This is a genomic window from Paenibacillus sepulcri (genome assembly GCF_042647105.1).
GTDB lineage: Bacteria > Bacillota > Bacilli > Paenibacillales > Paenibacillaceae > Paenibacillus_Z > Paenibacillus_Z sepulcri.
This window is the reverse complement of record NZ_JBHRUP010000001.1, coordinates 2,622,527-2,643,066: the sequence shown is the minus strand read 5'-3', so window position 1 is coordinate 2,643,066 and position 20,540 is coordinate 2,622,527. Positions and strand designations below refer to the sequence as shown.

The following is a 20,540-nucleotide window of genomic DNA, read 5'->3' as shown; positions in this document are numbered from 1 at the left end:
AACTCATCTACAGGCGATCCCTGTACTCTTGGGGGGTGACAAGCATTTCTTTCTTGAATACTTTGGTGAAATAGTGAGCGGATTCAAATCCGACAAGCACCGCTACCTCATGTATTTTCATTCTCGGGTTGGCCAGAAGCTCCTTGGCCTTTGTCAGACGCATATCCTTAAGGTAATCGGAAATGCGCACGCCTGTAATCTGCTTGTAAAGCCGGGACAAATAGGTGGGATGCAGGTATACGTGAGAGGCAAGCGCTTCAAGCGACAGGTCCTCCGATAGATGATTTTCAATATATTGATTGACGGCCATTAATACCTTCTGGGTACGGTTCTTCTGATCGTCCGTTCTTTGCTTGAACAAAATGTCGGACAATTCTCTGTAATAAGCGTCCGCTTCTTCCCAGGAACGGAAAGAGCCGCCCTGGAGCAGGAGCCTTATATCCATAGCCTCGGATACGGGGCCCAGAAAGCCCCAATGGTTGATGTAAGCCAGATACATCGCAGCCAAGGCGTATTGGATTTCCACGACAAATGAATAATGAGCGGGTGATGTCTGCAGGATCCGGGCGGTTTCAGAAATATCCTTGTATACCTCTGTGAATTTATCCTTCTGGCCGCTGAGCAGCCCGGTTTCCAAATGCCTGATCGAGCTGAGCTTGAGCGCGATATCCTGCCTGGACATGCCTTGCAGCATGGCAGCGGAAGGCTCTAGCGGTTTCAGATCGGTCAGCAGCATCTCCTGGCCATGGCCTAATCCTTGCTGAAACAATCGTTCCAGCTTCAGATTCTGTGCCGCCGTCGCAGTCCAGGAGCAAAAATGGCTGCTGATTGCAAGCGACACGGGCAGCTGCAGATGCGTCCTGCAGGTCTCCTGAATATCGGACATCATCCCCTGAACGAAGGCCAGACATTTATCGCAGTCCTCTCTGCCCGGCTTCCGGCTGGCCGCTATTGGCTGTATCAGGAGGATCAGGTGGGAGGGCTTCATCGAGAACGAAATGGATGCGAGCGTGCTCAAATATTCACTGGCGACATTTTGAATGGCATACATGAGCAAGGGCTGGTCCGATTGACTGATATGATCAGGCCAACGGTCCACTCTGCCAATAACCAGCAGGACGTCTTCCTCGGCGGCGAGTGGAATCTGCATGTCGTTGAAGCGATCCTGACTGATTGACTTGGCGGACAGCTCGCCCTGCAGCAGACTGGTCAGATATTCTTTCTGGATTAATGAATTAGCAGCTTGAAGCTGCTGCCGGGCTCTGTCAAGAAGCTGCCCGGATACCAGCTCTTCCTGAAGGAGCTTAATCGCTTTGCTGACGGCCGCCAGGATAGGCTCATCGCCCTCAATCTTGAGAATATAATCCAATCCCCCATCCCGCATGGCAGATTGCACATATTCAAAATCACTGTATCCGGTCAGAAAAATAACGTGGCAGCGGGGCCACAGCTTGATGATCTCCTTCTGCATCTCAATGCCGCTCATCCCGGGCATATGAATATCGGTTACGACGATATCCATCTTGGTTGTGCCCAATATCCGCAATGCTTCCATTGAAGAGTACGCACGGTAAACGCCAAGCTCCCCTTGCTTCCAATCCTGAAACTGCTCGTATAGCCCGTTAACGATTCTCGGTTCGTCGTCGACAACCAGCAGGTTGTACATGAGGTATGGACCATCTCCCTTCCATATGGGTTTATTATAAACGCTAACTTCCTCATGGAAATGGCTTTCCGGCAAGAAGTTGACCAATGACATACGATGTCAAAATATTACCGTAGTTGGTGAACCTCCCCGTTTACTATAATGTGAGTGGGAAGCAGCGGCCAACCGTTTTCAAATTTTATGAGGAGGAATACATGTGACACGGAAACAAATGACAGCGTCCTTATTGGTCCTGATGACAATCCTCACGGCTTGTTCGAGCAATTCCGGGACGACAGCGCAAACGGAACCAGGCAAGACCAATGAATCTTCGGGTGCAGCTCCAGGTATGTCTGCCAAATACGATCCCCCGGTTACAGTCACGACTGTACGGGCCCAAGCCGATATCACCGAATTTGCGGAAGGCGACTCGATGGACAGCAACATCTGGACCAAGTATCTGCTGGATACATACGGTTTCGAGCTCAAGAATACCTGGGTTACGGATTCCGCCGGTTACAAGGATAAATTGAACGTAACCATCGCTTCAGGTGATCTGCCGGATTTCTTCAAGGTTGACGCGACTCAATTCAAGCAGTTGGCCGATGCCGGATCTCTTGCGGATTTGACGGATGTCTATGATCAATACGCCTCTGACCTGCTCAAGAGCCGCTTGAATGAAGATGGCGGGATTACGCTTAAAGCCGCTACCATCGACGGTAAACTAATGGCGCTTCCCTATGTAACGGCCACGATGGATGGAGCAGGCATGATCTGGATCCGCAAGGATTGGCTCGACAATGTGGGACTGCCCGCTCCCAAAACGATGGACGACGTACTGGCGATATCCCAAGCATTTACGAAAAACGACCCGGATAAGAACGGGAAGGACGACACCGTGGGTCTGGGCCTCACGAAAGACATTTTCACCGGATTCGGCGGTCTCAACTACTTCTTGAACAGCTTCCATTCCTACGGGAAAATGTGGATCGAAGATCCCAAGGACAAGAGCAAGCTGGTATACGGCGCCATTCAACCGGAAGCCAAGCAGGCGCTCAGCAAGCTGCAGGAGATGTATAAAGCCGGTGAAATCGACAAAGAGTTCTCCGTCAAGACGACGACGCAGTTGACTGACGATATCGTAGCGGGAAAAGTGGGAATGACCTACGGAATCATGGCGAATCCGATCAACTATTTGAGCAAATCGGTAGCCAAGGATCCGAATGCCAAGTGGGAAATGTATCAGCTGGCTTCCGTGGACGACCAGCCAGCCAAATCCCAGATCAGCTCGGGAATCGGAACTTTCTGGGTAGCCAGCAAGAAAAGCAAGTATCCGGATGCACTGGTGAAGACGATGGATGCGTTCGTACAGAAGCTGTTCAGCGATAAAGCCGAATTTAAATACATGTATGACGGTCCCAATCTGGAATTCCACACGTTCAAATATATGGATGTCCAGGCATGGGGCGCGAGAAAGAATCTGGATGCCTACCTGGCGGTCAACTCGGCCTTGCAATCCAATGACACCAGCAAGCTGAATCCGGAGCAAAAAGGCTACTATGATCAGGTGAAAGCTTATCAGGGCGGCGATGCGTCGCAGTGGGGGACATTTAAGGTGTTTGGACCTGAAGGGTCGCTCAGTCTCCTCGAGAAAATTGTGAAGGACGATCTGATGTATCCGGATCAATACTTCAGCACCCCTACCGATCTTATGGTTCAGCGTCAAAGCACGCTTTCGGATCTGCTTGACGAGACTTATATGGGAATTATATTAGGGGATCCCGTCGATACATTTGATGCCATGATACCGAAGTGGAATCAGCTCGGCGGAGAGGAAATGACGAAGCAGGTTAATGACTGGAAAGCCACACAATAATTGAAGAACGTACAATCGTTTCGGAGGGGCGTCGGTTCCCCTCCGATGCTTATTTCAGAAGGATTGGCAAATTGGCAAGCGAGGAAGATGAACTATGAAAACAACAATCGCAAAGCCGGGAACCGGCTTGAATAAGGCCGCTTTGGGAAAGCGATCCCGTTACAGCCGCTGGCCCCTGCATATGATGATGATTCCCGGCATCATACTGGTGCTTATTTATCATTACGCGCCCATGTTTGGACTTGTCATTGCGTTTCAGAACTTCAAGCCCGCATTCGGCATCTTCCGCTCGGAATGGGTCGGATGGGATAATTTTGAGTATATGCTGCAGCTGCCGAACATGGCCCAGGTGATCTGGAATACATTATATATCGCATCCATGAAAGTCATAACCGGCTTAATGGTCCCCATCGTTATCGCAATCCTGCTCAATGAAATCCGGATAGCCGCCATCAAGCGGAGTATCCAGACGCTGATCTATTTGCCGCATTTTCTTTCCTGGATTATTCTGGGTGGGATCCTGATTGATGTCCTTTCTCCCTCCAAGGGAATCGTCAATCAGCTGCTCCAATGGTTCGGGATCGAGCCCATCTTTTTTCTCGGGGATGCGAGGCATTTCCCATATGTACTCATAACAACGGATCTGTGGAAGGACTTCGGATTTTCGACCATTGTATATTTGGCAGCGCTAACAGGCATTAATCCTAGCCTGTATGAAGCTGCTGTTATAGACGGCGCAAGCCGCTTGAGACAAGCCTGGCATGTGTCGCTGCCCGGCATGACACCCATTATCGTACTGCTCGCCACGCTCAGTCTGGGACAAATCCTCAATGCGGGCTTTGACCAGGTCTTCAATCTGTACAGTCCAACCGTGTATGATACAGGCGATATTCTGGACACATTTGTCTACCGGCTGGGTTTGCAGCAAGCGCAGTACTCGCTGGCTACAGCGGTAGGATTATTCAAATCCGCGGTATCCTTTATATTGATTTCAGTTTCCTATTTACTGGCTTACCGGATAGCCAATTATAGAATTTTTTAGATTTTTAAACGATTTCAGAGGGGAGAGCAAGAATTGGTACAAGACCGCTCATGGTTTGGACGCTTCTTTGACATCATGAACCATACGTTTCTTATCGGACTATCTCTGCTGTGCATTTTTCCGCTTCTGCATGTACTGGCTATTTCATTCAGCAGCAGCCTGTCGGTGGGGGAAGTTTTCCTATGGCCTGTTGACTTCACGACAGACGCTTATAAATATGTCCTGGATAAACCGGATTTTCTGAAATCCGTGCTTGTAACGATAAAACGGGTATTGCTGGGTGTCCCCTTCAATATGCTCATGGTGATTCTGCTCGCCTATCCGCTATCCAAGGACAGCAGGGCTTTTCCTATGCGGACCTTGTATGCCTGGTTTCTGGTCTTTACGATTTTATTCAATGGAGGGCTTATCCCGAATTATCTTGCCGTTCGATATACCGGCCTGCTCGATTCGGTCTGGGCATTGGTGCTGCCAAGCGCAGTACCTGTTTTCAACGTCCTTCTGCTGCTCAACTTTTTCCGAAATTTGCCGAAGGAGCTGGAGGAGGCTGCCTTGATAGATGGAGCGGGACACTTTGCTACGCTCATCCGGGTTTATTTGCCCCTATCGCTGCCCGCGCTTGCCACAATCACGTTATTCAGCACGGTGAATCACTGGAACGCCTGGTTCGACGGAATGATTTATATGAACTCGCCTTTACACTTTCCGCTCCAGACCTACCTGCGTACCATCGTGATCGAGTTGGACTTTACATCGCTTGGCTCGGAAGATGTTCTGAACCTGATGAACAGTGTATCGGAGCGCACGACAAGAGCTGCCCAAATATTCCTCGGCGCACTCCCGATCCTGCTCGTATATCCGTTTCTGCAGCGCTTTTTTATCAAAGGCATTGTGCTGGGAAGCGTAAAGGAATAATAACGGCTGCTCCGATGCTTGCATTCTTGGAAATCGGAGCAGACCGCCAGGATGGCAAGCTCCGTTCCCAAACGCATCATCAACCATTGGAGGTCTCGCATGTCCTGCTGTCCCTAGCAGGACATTTTTCCTGTTTTGTCGAAAAGGTCCTACTACACAAGGAGGTCGAGACTTAAAATGCGTTGGCGGGTCAAGCTTTCGAGTATTTATCCCAAGCTGCTGTTGTCTTTTCTTGTCGTGATAACACCGATTTATGTCCTGAGCCTGAAGATGAATGAGTATGGGGAGCGGAATGTCAGGCAGGAAATCGAAAATTCGATTCAATCGAGGGTCTCCTTCTACATTCATTTGCTGGACAGCGAATTCACCCGTATTATCAGCATGCAGGAGGAATATGTGAACGACAGGAATCTGCGGACGCTCAGCATCGCCGATCCAATTATTAGCGACAAGGAACGCCGCGAGGCCATTATATCCATCAACAATCAGCTTAACCGGATGATCAACACAAGCCCGTATATTCTGAACGCAGCCGCCTTTTTGCCAAATACACATAGATGGATCACGGATTCAACCCAATACAGCGATCTTCCGGAGGACGAATATACCGCGCTGAAATCGATTAACAACCGTTATGAGAATCCATTTATCCATTGGCAGAACCGTCTATTCATCAGCTTCCCTTATTCGAATCTGGCGCTGATCAACGGGCAGGAGCCCCAATTTCTGATCGGGGTTGAAATCAATCAGGAGCGGTTGAAGGAGGTACTCAATCGTTTCGAAATAGGCGGCAAAGGAGGGTCCATGCTTATCGATCCCGGGGGAGAGTGGGCCGTAACCAGCGACAATGCGCCTATTCCATGGTTCGATATCAAGCCGATTATGGCCGGCTTTCCCAAGGATAGCCCCTCTTATGTGAAAGAGACCACCATCGATGGGGAAAAATACTGGTTCATCGTGGAACGTTCCGCATCCCACGGAGTTACGCTGCTGTCCTATATGCCCGAGTCTGCCATATTGGGCTCGCTCAGCGAGTATCGCAACTGGTATTGGGCGCTATCGGCCATTTCCATCATCGTAATCGTATTATTCGCTTATTGGATTTTCCGGCAAATTCATCAACCCATGAGGCGATTATTGCGGGCATTTCAACGGGTGGAGAACGGCAATTGGGGGACGATACTGACACATCGCCGATCAGACGAATTTGGCTATCTGTACAGTCAATTCAACTCCATGGTGGCGAATATGACGGAAATGATTCAAGAGGTGTACGAGCAAAAGTATCGGGCCAACCTGTCTGAGCTGAGGCAGCTTCAGTCCCAAATCAATCCGCATTTTCTCTATAACTGCTTCTTCAACCTCTACAGGATGGCCAAGAATGAGGAGAACGAGAATATCGCCTTGTTTTCTCATCATTTGGGTCATTATTTTCACTACATAACAAGGACGCAGCAGGATGATGTGCCGCTGGAGGAAGAGATTAAGTTTGCCCAAAATTATATCGCCATTCAGACTTTCCGCTTTGAGGATCGCATTGCTGTGCATCTGGAGGCCGTTCCGGATTCGTACCGCGCATTTCGGGTTCCCAAGCTCATTATCCAGCCCTTGCTGGAAAATGCTTATCAATACGGATTTCGCAATACGATCGCAGATGGAAGATTAGAGGTTTGCTTCAAATATGAGAAGGGATATTTGATCATTCTTGTAGATAACAATGGGGAGCATATACCTGAGCCTCAATTCCAGGAGCTGCTGCTGAAGCTGAAGACGAACAGCCTGAATGTAGAAACCACCGGCCTCGTCAATGTACACCGCAGGCTGAAATTAAAGTATGGCCCTGACAGCGGGCTGCAAATCGTGAATGAACCAGGGCGGTTTCAAGTCCGATTGTCGATTCCGGTGGAAGAAGTGAAGAATGGCAGCAACCAGGGACATAACCTGGAATCTATTTAACCGTAATAAAATGAAAAGGAGAGGGCGGCTTTATGCTCCAATATGCATGACCGCACCTCTAGGCAAGTCCGTTATTAACCAGCAAAAATATTTATCGTCATTTCTTCCTTAAAGCCCACTTTGGGATAGACGCTTAGCCCCATTGAAGTGGCGTGTATGACAGCCAGCTTCGCTCCCTTCTCCTGTACATCGCGCAGTACATGGGCAAGAGCTGTTCTGGCAAATCCCCGTGATCGGCAGGATTCCAGCGTGGCGATATTATAGATGCCTGTAACCTCCCCCTCTGTGAAGGTCGTGATCGTAGTCACAGGCTCTCCATTCATATACGCCACATAATGCTGAACGGTGGTTGTATCCTGATTCGGCCCGTCCACAAATACCTTGCAAAATATATCAGCCATCTGCTCTGGAACATTAAACCCTTCCAGTATGACCTTTCTGTACTGCTCAATTTCCTGCGGAGCCCGTATGGCACGAACCTCCAGTCCCGGTATGTCGGGAAGCTCGGATGTCCATTTTTCCAGTGAAAGCGCCATGCCCGAGATCGTTCCAACCTGATTGAAATTGTTGGCAGCCAGCGCCTGATTTATGACGTCGTCCTGCTCGTGCGAATAAGTCAGCCATGCCAGTTTCTGGCCTCGCTCATGGTACAAGGAGGCAATCGATTTCATTTCCTCAACGGGATCCACTTCCACAGACCGTGTGTATGTAAACACACTATTGAACAGTCCGTACGGAATATCGGATTCGAATCTCTGTGTTCGTTCAGTCTGCACAAAAGTATAGACCTGGCTTAAGATACTTAATTTTTCATAAGCGCGAATCATGTTTTCACGAATAAGATTTTGAATAGTTGTCATGATAATTCCTCCATTTCATCTGTAAATTGTACACGATTGTGAAAGTCATTAAAATTGGAAATTAAATACAATTGGTTGATGCTCACTTGAGGTTCAGGCAATTCAAGCAGGATGACTCCAACCAGAAGTCGTGTAAGCATCTATTTACATAAAATACTAATTTTTGTATATTGGTAGAAAAGAAAAAACCGGAATCATGCAGTCGGGCTTGATTGGAATGGAGGTCTTGCTGCAGCGGGAAAGTCGACGTGCTTGGGGAATTTTGTTTTCACAGCTGGAGAGGAGGGGGCTGCCATGAATTTTAATCCAAAAAGAGATCTAGGGTTGTCCATTGTGATTTGGCTCTCCATCATTGCCCTGCTTGTGAGCGGCTTGTCTCCCTTCTTCCAGGAAGGAGCAGGAATAATTGGCGGCGCTTTGATTTTTCTGTTTTGTACCGCTATTGCTGGCTTAATCGCCTGGCTGTGGCTTGCAACCTATTACATATTTAATGAGAACAGCTTATTCATACGGGGCGGGCCGATCACAAAATCTGTTCCTTTCGATAGTATTTCCAAAGTGAAGCTGATTCGGTCCTGGCTTGCAAGTGCGGCTACCTCCAGCCGCAGGATTGAAATTCATTACGGCGGCTATAATTATATCCATATATCCCCTCTGGACGAGGAAAGCTTTTTGAAGGAATTAACGAAACGCTGTCCGCATTTACATATTGAGAAAAGCCGGGATATCTGAATACATATACAAATCAGCGGCAGTTTGGGATTTTCATCGACAGCATTCAGTACTGCCGCTGTCTTTATTGACAGGTCCGTCATATTCGATGCGAACCTTTAGTTGGTGCGGTGCAGCAGCTTGAATTTGTTCCTGCTTGGTATCCTCGAAGCAGCAGGTATTATACGTGGTTTAATCCACCCTTGTTTCTCTATTTACCCATATTATTCCTGTTTCGGTTATAATATCTTGTCTGAATATGCTGCCTGCCATAGGGGTAACCTCCCGTTTTAATAAACTGCTATGTAGTTATTATAAAACACAAAGGCTGACAGCCATGGTCAGTTTAATTTTTGACGGAAAAAATCCAGGTTAGGTTTGTTTAAGGGAAGGAGAGCGGTAAACATCATATAAAGCAAAAGGCTATCTCGGCCAAGCATTCTCGCAGCTCAGGCGGCTCCTGGACCTGTATCCGGCCTCCGTATGACAGCAGCAGGTAAGGAGCTTGCGTATATAAATTCCATTCATCCAGCTCAAAATCAACATGATGGGCGGATCGTTCGATCAGAGTGTGCGAGACCAGCCAATGCCTACTCAAATCGTCCAGGGCTTCGGCATTCCCGGTAACATGCACCGATACCCGGTTCGATTCATCTCCTGAATCCGGGAGCAACGCTCTAACTGCTGCGGATTGGTGTACCGCTTTATTTTGCCGACAGCGCGCTCCAATACATCGCCTTGGGGGTAGCCCGCTTCCTGAGCGAACAGAGCTGCATGAACGAGGGCCTTCTGCTCCTGTTCATCGAAGAACAGCGGGGCATCTGTAAAATGGTCCGGGATGTAGTAGCCGCCAGCCCGGCCCTTGTCGGAAAGAATGGGAACGCCGCTGGCGCATAATGCGTCGATATACCGGTAAACGCTGCGGACATGGATTTCCAGCTCATCGGCGAGCGCGAAGGCGCTCATTTTCCTGCGGGTCTTCAGCAGCCATAGAATAGACAGCATATGATCAGCTTTGGACATGAGAGGGCACATCCTTTACGGATTAGAATAGGAAGGGGTGTAAATCCTATCCTTTATGGTACCTGTATTTATGTTCAGCAGCAATAAATGCTCCAAGGAGCACGAATTCCCGCACAATACAAAGAAAGTGCCGTCCGAATTTGTTCAGCGGCACTTTCTTTAAGGAGTCACTTAATTTCTTTCCGTTTGGAAATGAACTTTATGTCTCTTCAGCTTCATCCGGCTGCTGTGGTGGCAGCGGCCGTTTCATACGCCCCGCCCTGCGCAGGGCATCGCGCAGCAGAAACTCGATATGCGCGTTCACGCTGCGGAACTCGTCTGCAGCCCATTTCTCCAGCGCCTGGTGCAGCTCGACGTCGAGACGAAGCGGGAACGCCTTGCGTTCTTTGGCCATATGGATGATTCAGCCTTCAGGTGTAAAGTGTGCCCGTATTGATGACCGGGGTCGTTCCGCGTTCGGAAACGATGGCCACCATCAGATTGTTGATCATTGCCGCACGGCGTTCGTCATCGAGTACGATGCCGCGTTGCTCCAGCTGCTGCAGGGCTGAATCCACCATACCAACGGCACCGTCAACGATCATTTGCCTGGCCGATACGATAGCTGCCGCCTGCTGGCGCTGCAGCATTGCATTGGCAATCTCGGGAGCATAGGCCAGATGGGAGAGCCGGGTCTCCATAACCTGAACGCCGGCTACCATAAGTCGGCTTTGGAGCTCCGCCATCAACCTGGAGGATACCTCATCCGCATTGCCGCGAAGGGAGAAGGTTCCATCCTCGTCATAGGAGTCGTAAGGATACTGTGCGGCGATATGCCGTACTGCCGTCTCGCTCTGGATTTCGACGAATTTCTCGTAATTGTCGACGTCGAATGAAGCCTTTGCCGTATCGGTCACCTTGAAAACCACGACGGCCGCAATTTCTACCGGGTTCCCGGAGTGGTCATTGACCTTCAGCTTCTGGGAGTTGAAATTGCGGACTTTCAGAGACACCCGTGCCTTGTTGGTGAATGGAAATACAAGCCATAAGCCGCTGTCGGTCACCGTTCCTTTGTATTTGCCGAAGAAAGTGATGACCTTGGCCTGATTGGGCTGGACGACGCTGAGCGACGTCATGAGCACAAAACCAAGCAGCAGCATCACCACCCCAAGAATGATCAGTCCTGAACCCGGCTCATCCTGCGTTCCGACTGCGATAAACAGAACCACTGCGCCAACGACCAGAACGAGCGATAACAGCAAGGCAAGAAAGCCATTCACGTGCCAAGCTTTGCGTTCCTGCATATTGAACCCTCCCTAATATCAATGTGATATGAATATGATATCACTTTTTTCAATAATTTCAAACCGTTTTAAGTTGCAAACAGGAAACTGCCATGCATTTTTTTTTAACGGGGACTTCCTTTTATTGAGGATTGTCCTTTCTGTGGGGTATAATACAAAGGATATCAGAACATTCAAACATTCAATTATTTATGCTGCCTATAATAGAAATGGAGTGGATGCGAATGTCCGGATTAACCATCAACAGCAGCAAATCGCAGCCTCAACCCGAGCTGAAGCTGGTAACCAGACAGAAGGTCATCGACAACGGTTTGCAGGTCATGCAGGAAATCGGAACGAATCAGATTTGCAAAGTTTGTATCGAGCACGGAGGTTCCTGCTGCAGCGGCTGCAGACATCTGTCCGACCGGGTGGGCTGCCAGCTTCGAAATACGAGCTGTACGGCCTGGTTGTGCGGATTCCTCAAATATATGCTGTTCAAAACAAATCTGCTGCAGACGTGGAATGATTACTGGGAACAAGTTCCCGGACAGGATTTTCGCGAGGATTTCACACCTGAGGTTTTCTTTATACAGCAGCAGCTGGCACTGCCGAATTTGCAGGAGCTGAGCGAAGCGTTGGCAGCTGATTTGAATGAGCTGGCGGAGCAGCAGGCATCTCCCGATTTCATTCTCACTCTCAGAGATAAACTGGACAAGAATGTGGATCAATTCCTCTATTACAAAAACGTATCCACGAAGAAGCACCTGAAAAGGAACATCGATGTGCTGTCCGGTTCCTTTTTCCGGTTCCATCAAGCGCTGGACAGCTATCTGATGGCAGCGGAAGGCGCAGATAACAGGCTATAACCTCTTGCTGTGCCGCCCAAGGATGGAGAAAGCCGTTTCTTATTAATGGCCGCTTCAATAGGTAGGGTCAAACCGGAAGGCAGACACTTTGAAGAAAAGTGCCCGCCTTCCTTTTTTTTTGCCAAATGCAAGCATCGTCAAAGCCGGAAAAGCCGGGAGCGCCGCGCCAATGCCGCTGTTTGCCCATCTGCAATAATTATCCGTTTCTCACTCCGATTTAATAAGCTTGTCAAACTAGTCCGCATAATTGTCCAAGTCCCCTCATAGACATGTACAAGTCAAGCGTAAACGGCCTTGTCCCGTACGAGACAGTGTGAATCAGCGCTCGCTCTGGTCACGTACAGCTCCGGATACGTTTAAAAAAACTTGTGATGAGGGGTTGATCTCATGCGTCGTCGAATCAGTTTCATCGCAGCCATCTTGCTGTGCGCCACGGCGGTGCTCGCCGGCTGCGGGACTAAGGACGCGAATTCAGTTGTCAAGGATTTGGACCAGACGGTTAACAAAATGGAAAGCTATCACGGAACAGGCACGATGACCCTGCATACCGGACAGCAGCCTCTGGAGTACCAGGTTGACGTCTCTTACCAGAAGCCGCAGTATTACAGAATTGAACTGACCAATGCCAAGAAGGACATTACTCAAATTGTGCTCCGCAACGATGAAGGCGTGTTTGTCCTGACGCCCCGTCTGAACAAGGTGTTCCGGTTCCAGAGCGACTGGCCGGCCAACCAAGGTCAGGTCTACCTGTACCAGACGCTGGTATCCAGTATTTTGCTGGATAATTCCCGTCAATTTGCCGTCGATAAGGACAACTACGTCTTCGATGTCATGGCGAATTATCAGAACGGTTCACTGGCACGCCAGAAAATATGGCTCAATAAATCGGATTATGCGCCAAGCAAGGTGGAAGTGAGCGATACCAATGCCGCCGTCATGGTTGAGGTGGAATTCAACAAATTCGAGTTCGGCTCCAAGCTCGATAAGAGCGTCTTCGATACCCAGCGCAATATGGAGAGCAGCACGAGCAATCAACCGACGACAGCGCAGCCGGATAATGAATCAAATGCTTCGGCAAATGACGAGCCCGTACTCACACCTGAAGCAAACTCACCGCAAAATACGGGCGACAATCAGGCGGAAGAAACGCCAACGACGGACGATAACGCCAATGCCAATCCGGATAATGCAGAAGACACCGCTACGAATGCGGATAATACCGGCGCCAATAGTGAAACTTCAACTCAGGATGAGAATGCGGATGACGCTCTGGCGCCGGCTGCGGAATCCGGCGGGACTGAAGGTCAAATCTTTACCGCGATGGAGCCTTCCTACCTGCCTGAAGGGGTATCGGAGATGGATCAGCAGGAGATTGTGTTTGGCGGCAATCCGGGCTTTATGATCCGCTATACGGGCGATTACGACTATACGCTGATTGAAACTCAGCCTCGTGACCAGGCTGTCTCCATGATGAAAGGGGATATGGTCGATCTGGGCTTCACACTCGGTCAAATGAGCGGCGACGAGCAGAAAACGCTGACCTGGACCTACAATGGAATTGAATACCGGATCACCAGCGCTACGCTGCCGGATTACGAGATGGTCAAGGTTGCGCAGTCGGTGCAGGGAGAAATCAGTAAATAAAGGAATGGTTCCCCGTTTCATTGACAGCCTCAAGGCTCAACGTATAACATAAGGTTATGGGTTATAAAAGCAAACGCCCGTGCGTAGGGGATACTCCCCATACGAACGGGCGTTTGAGCGTTTAGATGAGGAGAAGGTGGACGTAAGTTGAACGTGTATTACCGCCCCACCAGGGCTGAAATATCTTTGGACGCGCTTGCGCATAATCTGCAGTCCTTCCGCAGTGCGATACCGGAGGGCATGCGGCTGATGGCCTCGGTCAAAGCCAACGCATACGGACACGGCGCCGTAGAAATTGCCAGAGAGGCGGAAGCCTGCGGTGTCGATTATCTGGGCGTCGCTTTTTTGGATGAAGCGATAGAGCTTCGCCAGGCTGGAATTCAAATCCCCATTCTCGTTCTCGGCTATGTACCGTCGGAAGGGCTCGCTGCGGCCAGGGACCTTAATATTGCCATCACGTTGTTCCGTGAAGATGGTTTGGATGCGGCAGCCGGCCTGCCCGATAACGGCAAACGGCTCACCGTTCATGTTAAAGTGGATACCGGCATGGGCCGTCTGGGCCTGCTTCCGGGAGCGGAGGGGCTGGCTTTCATAGCTCGTGCGTTAGGGGAGCCGCGGCTGTTTGTGGAGGGCCTGTTCACCCATTATGCCCGGGCGGATGAAGCGGATAAGGCTTATACGCAGCTGCAGTTTGAACGGTTCGCCGCTTTTGTTCGGGATATGAAGCAGGCTGGACACGAGATACCCCTTATACATGCGGCCAACAGCGCTGCGGGGATGGATACGCCCGAGCTTGGCTGCGGAATGCTGAGACTTGGCATCGGCATGTATGGATTGTATCCCTCTGCTGAAGTGAACCGGAGCCGGATTGCTCTTAAGCCTGTATTGTCGCTCAAGACGCAGGTCGTGATGGTAAAGGAAGTTCCGTCAGGCTGGGGAATCAGCTACGGTTCACGTTATGTAACAAGCGCAGAAGGCGAGCGGATCGGGACGCTCCCCATCGGTTATGCCGATGGCTACAGCAGGATGATGACCGGCAAGGCTTCGGCGCTTGTGCGCGGACGCCGTGTGCCGATTCTGGGTACAATCTGCATGGACCAATGCATGATTGCGCTGGAAGCGGCTGAAGCAGAAGCATCCGGCAGCGGCCCGGTGATGGCTGGCGAGGAGGTTGTTCTGATCGGCTCCCAGGGCGGTGAGACGATTACAGCCGACGAAGTGGCCGATATTCTCGGAACGATCAACTATGAAGTGACCTGCATGATCGCTTCGCGGGTGCCGCGTATTTATATGCGCGGGGGCAAGCCCGCGGCGGTAGAGAATCCGCTGCTCAAACCGGTTTAAATATTTCCTTTCAAAAAAGGAGTAAGTTTAAGCAGGATATTGGCGATTTACCTCGAATAAGAGTAGGACGAGGGTAAATGGGATACTCCGCATCTGCTAATAGATGCAGCATACTTGATATATCACGCGCATAGATATGATGGTGTATAATACGATCACAACAATGAAATACTGATAGTGCGCTTTTGCTGGAAATGTTTTGGGGGTGCGAGTTTGGTGGCCAATTTGCAAAACACCAAGAGGATAATGATCAGTTTGCCCGATCATTTGTTAGAAGAAGTCGACGGGATCGTTGCCAAAGAAAACTCAAACCGCAGCGAATTTATTCGTCAGGCGATGAAGCTGTATTTAGTTGAACGTAAAAAGCGTCAGATCCGCGAGTCGATGCAGCGCGGTTATTTGGAAATGGCGAAAATCAACCTGGTTATGGCATCGGAAGCTTTTCAAGCGGAGGAAGATGCCGGCGATACGCTTGGCCGACTCGTAAGCGGGGTGTAGAGGTTGATTGTTAAACGCGGCGATGTGTTTTTTGCAGATTTGTCACCTGTAGTCGGATCGGAGCAGGGTGGAGTCCGTCCGGTTCTTGTCATTCAGAATGATATCGGCAACCGTTTCAGCCCAACGGTCATTGTGGCTGCCATTACGGCACAAATTCAAAAGGCGAAGCTGCCTACGCACGTTGAAATTGATGCGGCATCACATGGCTTTGACCGGGATTCGGTCATTTTGCTGGAACAGATCCGGACGATCGACAAGCAAAGATTGACGGATAAGATTACGCATCTGGACGATGAAACGATGCGTAAAGTCGATGAATCCTTGCAAATCAGCGTCGGCCTGATCGATTTTTAAGCTAGTATCGTCTTATATCGGCAGGTTACGAAACAGGGCGATGGCGCCCTGTTTTTTAATTATATTGGAAATGGACAAACCTGAAGGAGGAATACTTAAGATGAAAATTATAAGAGTCAGCACACCGGAAGAACGGGATAAAGCCTATGAAGTCCGCAGAGCGGTTTTCGTGGAAGAGCAGGGCGTTCCGGTCGAGGTGGAAATCGATGAGTTCGAGGATGCGGCGGAGCATTTTGTCATTATCGACGGGGACCGGCCTGTCGGCGCAGCCAGGCTCAGACTGCTCGGCGATACAGCCAAGCTTGAGCGCATCTGCGTATTGATGTCCCACCGCAAATATGGACTGGGCAGAGACATGGTTATCGCAATGGAAGAGGTCTCAAAGGAGCTGGGAGCGGTTCGCGCCAAGCTGCACGGCCAGACGCATGCGGAGCCTTTTTATACGAAATTGGGTTATCAGCCGGCTTCCGAGATCTTCATGGAAGAGGGAATTCCGCATCTGTTAATGGTCAAGACATACTAATTATTAGAATCATAAGGGAGTAGAATCATAAGGGAGTCGGCAGGCGGCTTGTCAGGGGAAGCAGAAACCCGGGCAAGCCGCCTGTCGGTCTGCAGACGGAGATGCTTTTCGGTCCTGCGACGCTTTGTGCCGGCCCTGGGGTCGGGTAAAATTAGAGCAGCAAAGAAGAAAGTTGCGGCTTCACAGCGTAACAATGTTATGTTACGCTGTTGGAAGAGGTGAAGAAATGGAACGTGAATTGATTTCGAAGAAGGAGCTGCTTGAGCTTACAGGGATTTCTTACGGGCAGCTATACAGATGGAAAAGAAAGCAGCTCATTCCGGAGGAATGGTTTATTCGCAAGGCCGTGTTTACGGGACAGGAAACCTTTTTCCCCAGAGATCTGATATTGCCGCGAATTGAGAAAATCCTCCATCTGAAGGACGATGTGTCATTGGATGAGCTGGTGGGGAAGCTTTCCCCGGAACTGAATGACATTCGTATCAGTAAAGGCGACTGCTGGAAACGAAACATTGTTTCGGAGTTGGTCATACGACGCTTTGCAGGGGATTCTCCCGAGAACACACTGCTTTCTTTTCAAAGCCTATTATTTCTGTTTATTGCCGACAAGCTGCTGCAGACCGGTGAGATGAGTCTGGAAGAAGGGGCACTGCTGCTCCCTACGCTGGAGGAGCATTTCAAGGCTTTTGAGGACAAAGGCTGCGATGTGGTTTTCATCCGGAAGATGGGTGTTGCGATATTTTTACTGCTTGGGCGTTCCGAGAAAATCGGCTTTGACCGCGGGGTCAAGCAGGTGCTGCGGCTTTCGGTAACAGACTGTATAGAAGAGCTGAGAATGAAGCTTACTTAAGTTAAGGAGGGAACAGGGAATGGATGAGAGCAAGCGCAGGGATCTGAATCTTTCCGGTTTTGGCAGCGCGGCGGGAGGCGATTACCGTTCTGTAAAGATTGACGGTATAGGTAAAGTGGAAGGAGACCTCATCAGCGAAAGCTTTCAGCTTAACGGGGTCGCAACCATAAGAGGCGCCATCCGGTCCCGGCAGCTACGTGTGAAGGGAAAAATGTCCGTGGAGGGCGACGTCTATTCGCCCAACTTCCAGATGGAAGGGGATATAAAAGTTCATGGGCGGATGGCCTGTGATGAGATTCAGCTGGAAGGCTTGCTGCAGCTTCATGGCGATTGCGAGGCAGAGCAGTTTGTCTCCCGCGGGGGGTTCACTATGGACGGCATGCTCAATGCCGAGAGGATTGACATACTGTTGTACGGCCGCTGTCAGGTGAAGGAGATAGGCGGAGAGAGCATTCTGGTCAAGAGGTCCGAGCGCAGCTTGTGGTCTAAGCTGTTTCAATGGCTGATTCCCGTATTCGATCCGCGTTTGGCAACAGGGGCGATTGAAGGGGATAACATTCATCTGGAGGGAACAATAGCGCAGGTTGTCCGCGGCAATCGGATATCTATCGGTCCAGGCTGCATCATCGAGCGGGTGGAGTATCGTACTGAGCTTGCTGTTCATCCGGATGCGAAGGTCAATCAGCGCATTCAGGGATAAAGGGGGAAGCAAAATGAATCAGGATAGGCAGCGTAAATTAACGATTACGGGCACAGGCTCTACATCGGGCGGTGTTTTCCAGAGTGTCCGGATTACCGGAGAAGCTGAAATACACGGGGATACAGAGAGCGATTCGCTGTCCTGTACCGGAAATTGCTCTGTCAGCGGCTCCGTTATATCCCGCACCGCCCGAATCGTGGGGGAGTTTGAGATTGATGGCGATCTCAAGGCCGGCAAGCTGACCGCGCTCGGACAATTGAAAATATCGGGCAGCGCCAAGGGCGGCGTTTTTAAAATCAAGGGCCAGCTGGATACAGGCGGTGAATGCGAAGCGGAACGTTTCGAGAATAATGGTGCCTTCCAGATTTACGGGCTGCTGTCTGCCGACCGGGTGGATATCGGCATGTACGGCCCTTGCTATGCAAGGGAAATCGGGGGTGCGGCAATCAGGGTGAAGCGCGGCAGATGGCAGGGAGTCAAGGAGCTTTTCACCCGGTCCGGAGCAGCGCAGCTGAAGGCTGAAACGATTGAAGGCGACAGCATATATGTCGAGCATACCAAGGCGGATGTGATCCGGGGCAATACCGTTATCATTGGCCCTGCGTGCGACATCGGGCTGGTGGAATACCGGAGCTCGCTGGAGCTTAACAAAGGCAGCGTCGTCCATGCCCAGAAACAGACCAAGTAACAAAGACGCGATATAAGGAGATGAAAGAAAGATGACACAGCAGCAAAGCAGAATGGGCCTGGTTGTCGTCGGGCTGCTGCTCGGCATCCTTGTGGCGGCCATTGATAATACGATCGTCGCCACGGCGATGGGCACGATTGTCGCTGACCTTGGGGGCGTCGACAAATTCGTCTGGGTGACCTCCGCCTACTTGGTCACGGAAATGGCCGCCATGCCGATTTTCGGCAAGCTGTCGGATATGTATGGGCGCAAACGTTTTTTTGTGCTGGGCATTTTCCTGTTTTTATTGGGCTCGGTTCTGTGCGGCACAGCCCACAATATTGTAGAGCTGAGCATATACCGCGCCATTCAGGGGATTGGCGGCGGCGCCCTGGTGCCGATTGCTTTCACTATTATGTTCGATATTTTTCCTGCCGAAAAAAGAGGCAGCATGGGTGGACTTTTTGGAGCCGTATTCGGCACTTCCAGTCTGTTTGGCCCGCTGCTCGGGGCTTATATTACCGACCATATTAATTGGCGCTGGATATTCTACATTAACCTGCCGGTGGGGATTGTTGCACTTGCGTTAATCCTGCTATTCTACCGGGAGTCTATGGAGCATTCCAGGCAGCGGATTGACTGGTGGGGCGCCGCAACGCTGGTGGGCTCGATCGTTGCCTTGATGTTTGCGCTTGAGCTGGGCGGTCAGGAATTCGCCTGGGACTCCCCGACGATCCTTGCTTTATTCGGGGCTGCCGCCGCTTTGCTTGCCGTATTTCTGTTCGTCGAAACCAAAGCGGCGGAACCGATTATTTCCTACTCCATGTTCCGCAAGCGGCTGTTTGCAGCCAGCACCTTGACCAGTTTGTTTTACGGGGCAGTATTTATCACCTTTGCCATGTATATTCCGATTTATGTACAGGGAGTAACGGGAGGTACGGCAACGAATTCAGGATTAATTCTGCTTCCGATGACGCTCGGATCCGTTGTGTCTGCCCAGATAGGGGGCTTCGGAGCAAGCAAGACCACCTACCGAAATATCATGATTTTCTCCGCTGTCTTGTTCGTCCTCGGTACTTTTCTGTTGAGCACCATTACGCCGGAAACGTCCAAATTCCTGCTGTCGGTGTACATGGTTGTGGCCGGCTTGGGCGTCGGCTTCTCCTTCTCGGTTCTGGGTATGGCCGGCATTCATGACTTTGACATGCGTCAAAGGGGCTCTGCCAATTCGACGCTTGCTTTCATACGCTCACTCGGCATGACGGTAGGCTTGACCGTTTTCGGTATTCTCCAGCGCAATCTGCTGACAGGCGATATGAAGAATGCCTTTGCGGGCACGCAAGGAAGCACGGAATCCCTCGGCAATATCCGCGAGCTGCTGTCACCGGAGAAGCGGGCTGCGATTCCTCAGGATATTATGGATAAAATCGTTGATTCGCTGTCAAGCTCCATCTCCAGGATGTTCATGTGGGGGCTTATTCCGGCTGGCTTGGCACTGATGACGGTCTTTTTTATGGGCAGCTCGCGACTGGTGATCCCAAACCAGAGCAAAGGCAGGGATAAGGAACGCAAGCCGGTAGAATTTGGTGGTCACTGAGTCCGTGCGAGAATGTGTAGAATCGACAAAAGTGGGCAATTACCGACAATTTTCCAATTTTGTATAGACAGCTTTAAGCTTGTTTGCTATTATGATGTCATCATATAACAGCAGATCAATAGCAACGACTATGCGAAGAACGCATGCTTGGGCATTATGCCCATGCTGCGTTCTTTTTTATTTTCGCTGTCAGGCTGCGGGAAG

Annotated in this window: 19 protein-coding genes and 1 pseudogene; 15 read left to right on the top strand and 5 right to left on the bottom strand. The window is 50.4% G+C overall.

Annotated features, from left to right (window positions below; translation table 11 throughout):
- Positions 1–7 precede the first annotated feature (7 nt).
- A complete protein-coding gene (locus ACFOLF_RS11820; protein ID WP_210046096.1) occupies positions 8–1,666 on the bottom strand; it encodes a response regulator in 1,659 nt (552 codons plus the stop codon).
- A gap of 196 nt (positions 1,667–1,862) precedes the next feature.
- Here ACFOLF_RS11820 and ACFOLF_RS11815 point away from each other — a divergent pair, with 196 nt between their 5' ends.
- From ACFOLF_RS11815 to ACFOLF_RS11800, 4 genes are all read left to right on the top strand, one after another.
- Positions 1,863–3,521, top strand: a complete 1,659-nt coding sequence (locus ACFOLF_RS11815) for an extracellular solute-binding protein (RefSeq protein ID WP_210046097.1) — start codon at positions 1,863–1,865, stop codon at positions 3,519–3,521.
- Positions 3,522–3,615: 94 nt separating this feature from the next.
- Complete coding sequence (locus ACFOLF_RS11810) at positions 3,616–4,563, top strand: ABC transporter permease (RefSeq protein WP_210046098.1); 948 nt, start codon at positions 3,616–3,618, stop codon at positions 4,561–4,563.
- Positions 4,564–4,596: 33 nt separating this feature from the next.
- Positions 4,597–5,478: a carbohydrate ABC transporter permease gene (locus ACFOLF_RS11805; protein WP_379114272.1), complete on the top strand. Its 882-nt coding sequence runs from the start codon at positions 4,597–4,599 to the stop codon at positions 5,476–5,478.
- A gap of 177 nt (positions 5,479–5,655) precedes the next feature.
- Positions 5,656–7,434, top strand: a complete 1,779-nt coding sequence (locus ACFOLF_RS11800) for a sensor histidine kinase (protein WP_210046099.1) — start codon at positions 5,656–5,658, stop codon at positions 7,432–7,434.
- 74 nt (positions 7,435–7,508) lie between these two features.
- Here the strand turns inward: ACFOLF_RS11800 and ACFOLF_RS11795 are convergent, their stop codons facing one another.
- On the bottom strand, positions 7,509–8,294 hold the full coding sequence (locus ACFOLF_RS11795) for a GNAT family N-acetyltransferase (protein ID WP_210046100.1): 786 nt from the start codon (positions 8,292–8,294) through the stop codon (positions 7,509–7,511).
- 294 nt (positions 8,295–8,588) lie between these two features.
- On the opposite strand from ACFOLF_RS11795, the gene ACFOLF_RS11790 reads away from it, so the two are divergent.
- Positions 8,589–9,026: a PH domain-containing protein gene (locus tag ACFOLF_RS11790; protein ID WP_210046101.1), complete on the top strand. Its 438-nt coding sequence runs from the start codon at positions 8,589–8,591 to the stop codon at positions 9,024–9,026.
- 385 nt (positions 9,027–9,411) lie between these two features.
- Here the strand turns inward: ACFOLF_RS11790 and ACFOLF_RS11785 are convergent.
- From ACFOLF_RS11785 to ACFOLF_RS11775, 3 genes and pseudogenes are all read right to left on the bottom strand, one after another.
- Positions 9,412–10,028, bottom strand: a pseudogene (locus ACFOLF_RS11785) (helix-turn-helix transcriptional regulator).
- A gap of 199 nt (positions 10,029–10,227) precedes the next feature.
- Entirely contained in the window at positions 10,228–10,422 is a 195-nt protein-coding gene (locus ACFOLF_RS11780; protein WP_210046102.1) for a toxin-antitoxin system HicB family antitoxin, read from the bottom strand.
- A gap of 16 nt (positions 10,423–10,438) precedes the next feature.
- Positions 10,439–11,311 (bottom strand): SPFH domain-containing protein, encoded by an 873-nt coding sequence (locus tag ACFOLF_RS11775; RefSeq protein ID WP_210046103.1) that lies wholly within the window; start codon positions 11,309–11,311, stop codon positions 10,439–10,441.
- A 224-nt stretch (positions 11,312–11,535) separates the two neighbouring features.
- On the opposite strand from ACFOLF_RS11775, the gene ACFOLF_RS11770 reads away from it, so the two are divergent.
- The 10 genes from ACFOLF_RS11770 to ACFOLF_RS11725 all read left to right on the top strand — a co-directional run bounded on the left by ACFOLF_RS11770 (position 11,536) and on the right by ACFOLF_RS11725 (position 20,336).
- Complete coding sequence (locus tag ACFOLF_RS11770) at positions 11,536–12,159, top strand: hypothetical protein (RefSeq protein WP_210046104.1); 624 nt, start codon at positions 11,536–11,538, stop codon at positions 12,157–12,159.
- A 387-nt stretch (positions 12,160–12,546) separates the two neighbouring features.
- Positions 12,547–13,803 carry a DUF4367 domain-containing protein gene (locus tag ACFOLF_RS11765; protein ID WP_210046105.1) on the top strand — a complete coding sequence of 419 codons (1,257 nt, stop codon included), beginning with the start codon at positions 12,547–12,549 and terminating at the stop codon, positions 13,801–13,803.
- Between the two features lie 147 nt (positions 13,804–13,950).
- A complete protein-coding gene (gene alr / locus ACFOLF_RS11760) occupies positions 13,951–15,147 on the top strand; it encodes an alanine racemase (RefSeq protein WP_210046106.1) in 1,197 nt (398 codons plus the stop codon).
- Positions 15,148–15,363: 216 nt separating this feature from the next.
- Positions 15,364–15,645, top strand: a complete 282-nt coding sequence (locus ACFOLF_RS11755) for a CopG family ribbon-helix-helix protein (RefSeq protein WP_189000792.1) — start codon at positions 15,364–15,366, stop codon at positions 15,643–15,645.
- Between the two features lie 3 nt (positions 15,646–15,648).
- Positions 15,649–15,999, top strand: a complete 351-nt coding sequence (locus ACFOLF_RS11750; protein WP_189000789.1) for a type II toxin-antitoxin system PemK/MazF family toxin — start codon at positions 15,649–15,651, stop codon at positions 15,997–15,999.
- Between the two features lie 100 nt (positions 16,000–16,099).
- Entirely contained in the window at positions 16,100–16,522 is a 423-nt protein-coding gene (locus ACFOLF_RS11745) for a GNAT family N-acetyltransferase (RefSeq protein WP_210046107.1), read from the top strand.
- A gap of 226 nt (positions 16,523–16,748) precedes the next feature.
- Positions 16,749–17,372, top strand: a complete 624-nt coding sequence (locus ACFOLF_RS11740) for a YhbD family protein (RefSeq protein WP_210046108.1) — start codon at positions 16,749–16,751, stop codon at positions 17,370–17,372.
- Positions 17,373–17,391: 19 nt separating this feature from the next.
- A complete protein-coding gene (locus tag ACFOLF_RS11735; protein ID WP_210046109.1) occupies positions 17,392–18,072 on the top strand; it encodes a polymer-forming cytoskeletal protein in 681 nt (226 codons plus the stop codon).
- A gap of 13 nt (positions 18,073–18,085) precedes the next feature.
- A complete protein-coding gene (locus ACFOLF_RS11730) occupies positions 18,086–18,760 on the top strand; it encodes a hypothetical protein (protein WP_210046110.1) in 675 nt (224 codons plus the stop codon).
- Between the two features lie 31 nt (positions 18,761–18,791).
- Complete coding sequence (locus tag ACFOLF_RS11725) at positions 18,792–20,336, top strand: MDR family MFS transporter (protein WP_210046111.1); 1,545 nt, start codon at positions 18,792–18,794, stop codon at positions 20,334–20,336.
- Positions 20,337–20,540 lie beyond the last annotated feature (204 nt).

What these genes read in the sequence shown, in the direction of transcription:
- ACFOLF_RS11820 (WP_210046096.1), bottom strand. Translation starts at nt 1,666, where the DNA reads ATGTACAACCTGCTGGTTGTCGACGACGAACCGAGAATCGTTAACGGG.
- ACFOLF_RS11810 (WP_210046098.1), top strand. Translation starts at nt 3,616, where the DNA reads ATGAAAACAACAATCGCAAAGCCGGGAACCGGCTTGAATAAGGCCGCT.
- ACFOLF_RS11800 (WP_210046099.1), top strand. Translation starts at nt 5,656, where the DNA reads ATGCGTTGGCGGGTCAAGCTTTCGAGTATTTATCCCAAGCTGCTGTTG.
- ACFOLF_RS11795 (WP_210046100.1), bottom strand. Translation starts at nt 8,294, where the DNA reads ATGACAACTATTCAAAATCTTATTCGTGAAAACATGATTCGCGCTTAT.
- ACFOLF_RS11790 (WP_210046101.1), top strand. Translation starts at nt 8,589, where the DNA reads ATGAATTTTAATCCAAAAAGAGATCTAGGGTTGTCCATTGTGATTTGG.
- ACFOLF_RS11780 (WP_210046102.1), bottom strand. Translation starts at nt 10,422, where the DNA reads ATGGCCAAAGAACGCAAGGCGTTCCCGCTTCGTCTCGACGTCGAGCTG.
- ACFOLF_RS11775 (WP_210046103.1), bottom strand. Translation starts at nt 11,311, where the DNA reads ATGCAGGAACGCAAAGCTTGGCACGTGAATGGCTTTCTTGCCTTGCTG.
- ACFOLF_RS11770 (WP_210046104.1), top strand. Translation starts at nt 11,536, where the DNA reads ATGTCCGGATTAACCATCAACAGCAGCAAATCGCAGCCTCAACCCGAG.
- ACFOLF_RS11765 (WP_210046105.1), top strand. Translation starts at nt 12,547, where the DNA reads ATGCGTCGTCGAATCAGTTTCATCGCAGCCATCTTGCTGTGCGCCACG.
- ACFOLF_RS11745 (WP_210046107.1), top strand. Translation starts at nt 16,100, where the DNA reads ATGAAAATTATAAGAGTCAGCACACCGGAAGAACGGGATAAAGCCTAT.
- ACFOLF_RS11740 (WP_210046108.1), top strand. Translation starts at nt 16,749, where the DNA reads ATGGAACGTGAATTGATTTCGAAGAAGGAGCTGCTTGAGCTTACAGGG.
- ACFOLF_RS11735 (WP_210046109.1), top strand. Translation starts at nt 17,392, where the DNA reads ATGGATGAGAGCAAGCGCAGGGATCTGAATCTTTCCGGTTTTGGCAGC.
- ACFOLF_RS11730 (WP_210046110.1), top strand. Translation starts at nt 18,086, where the DNA reads ATGAATCAGGATAGGCAGCGTAAATTAACGATTACGGGCACAGGCTCT.
- ACFOLF_RS11725 (WP_210046111.1), top strand. Translation starts at nt 18,792, where the DNA reads ATGACACAGCAGCAAAGCAGAATGGGCCTGGTTGTCGTCGGGCTGCTG.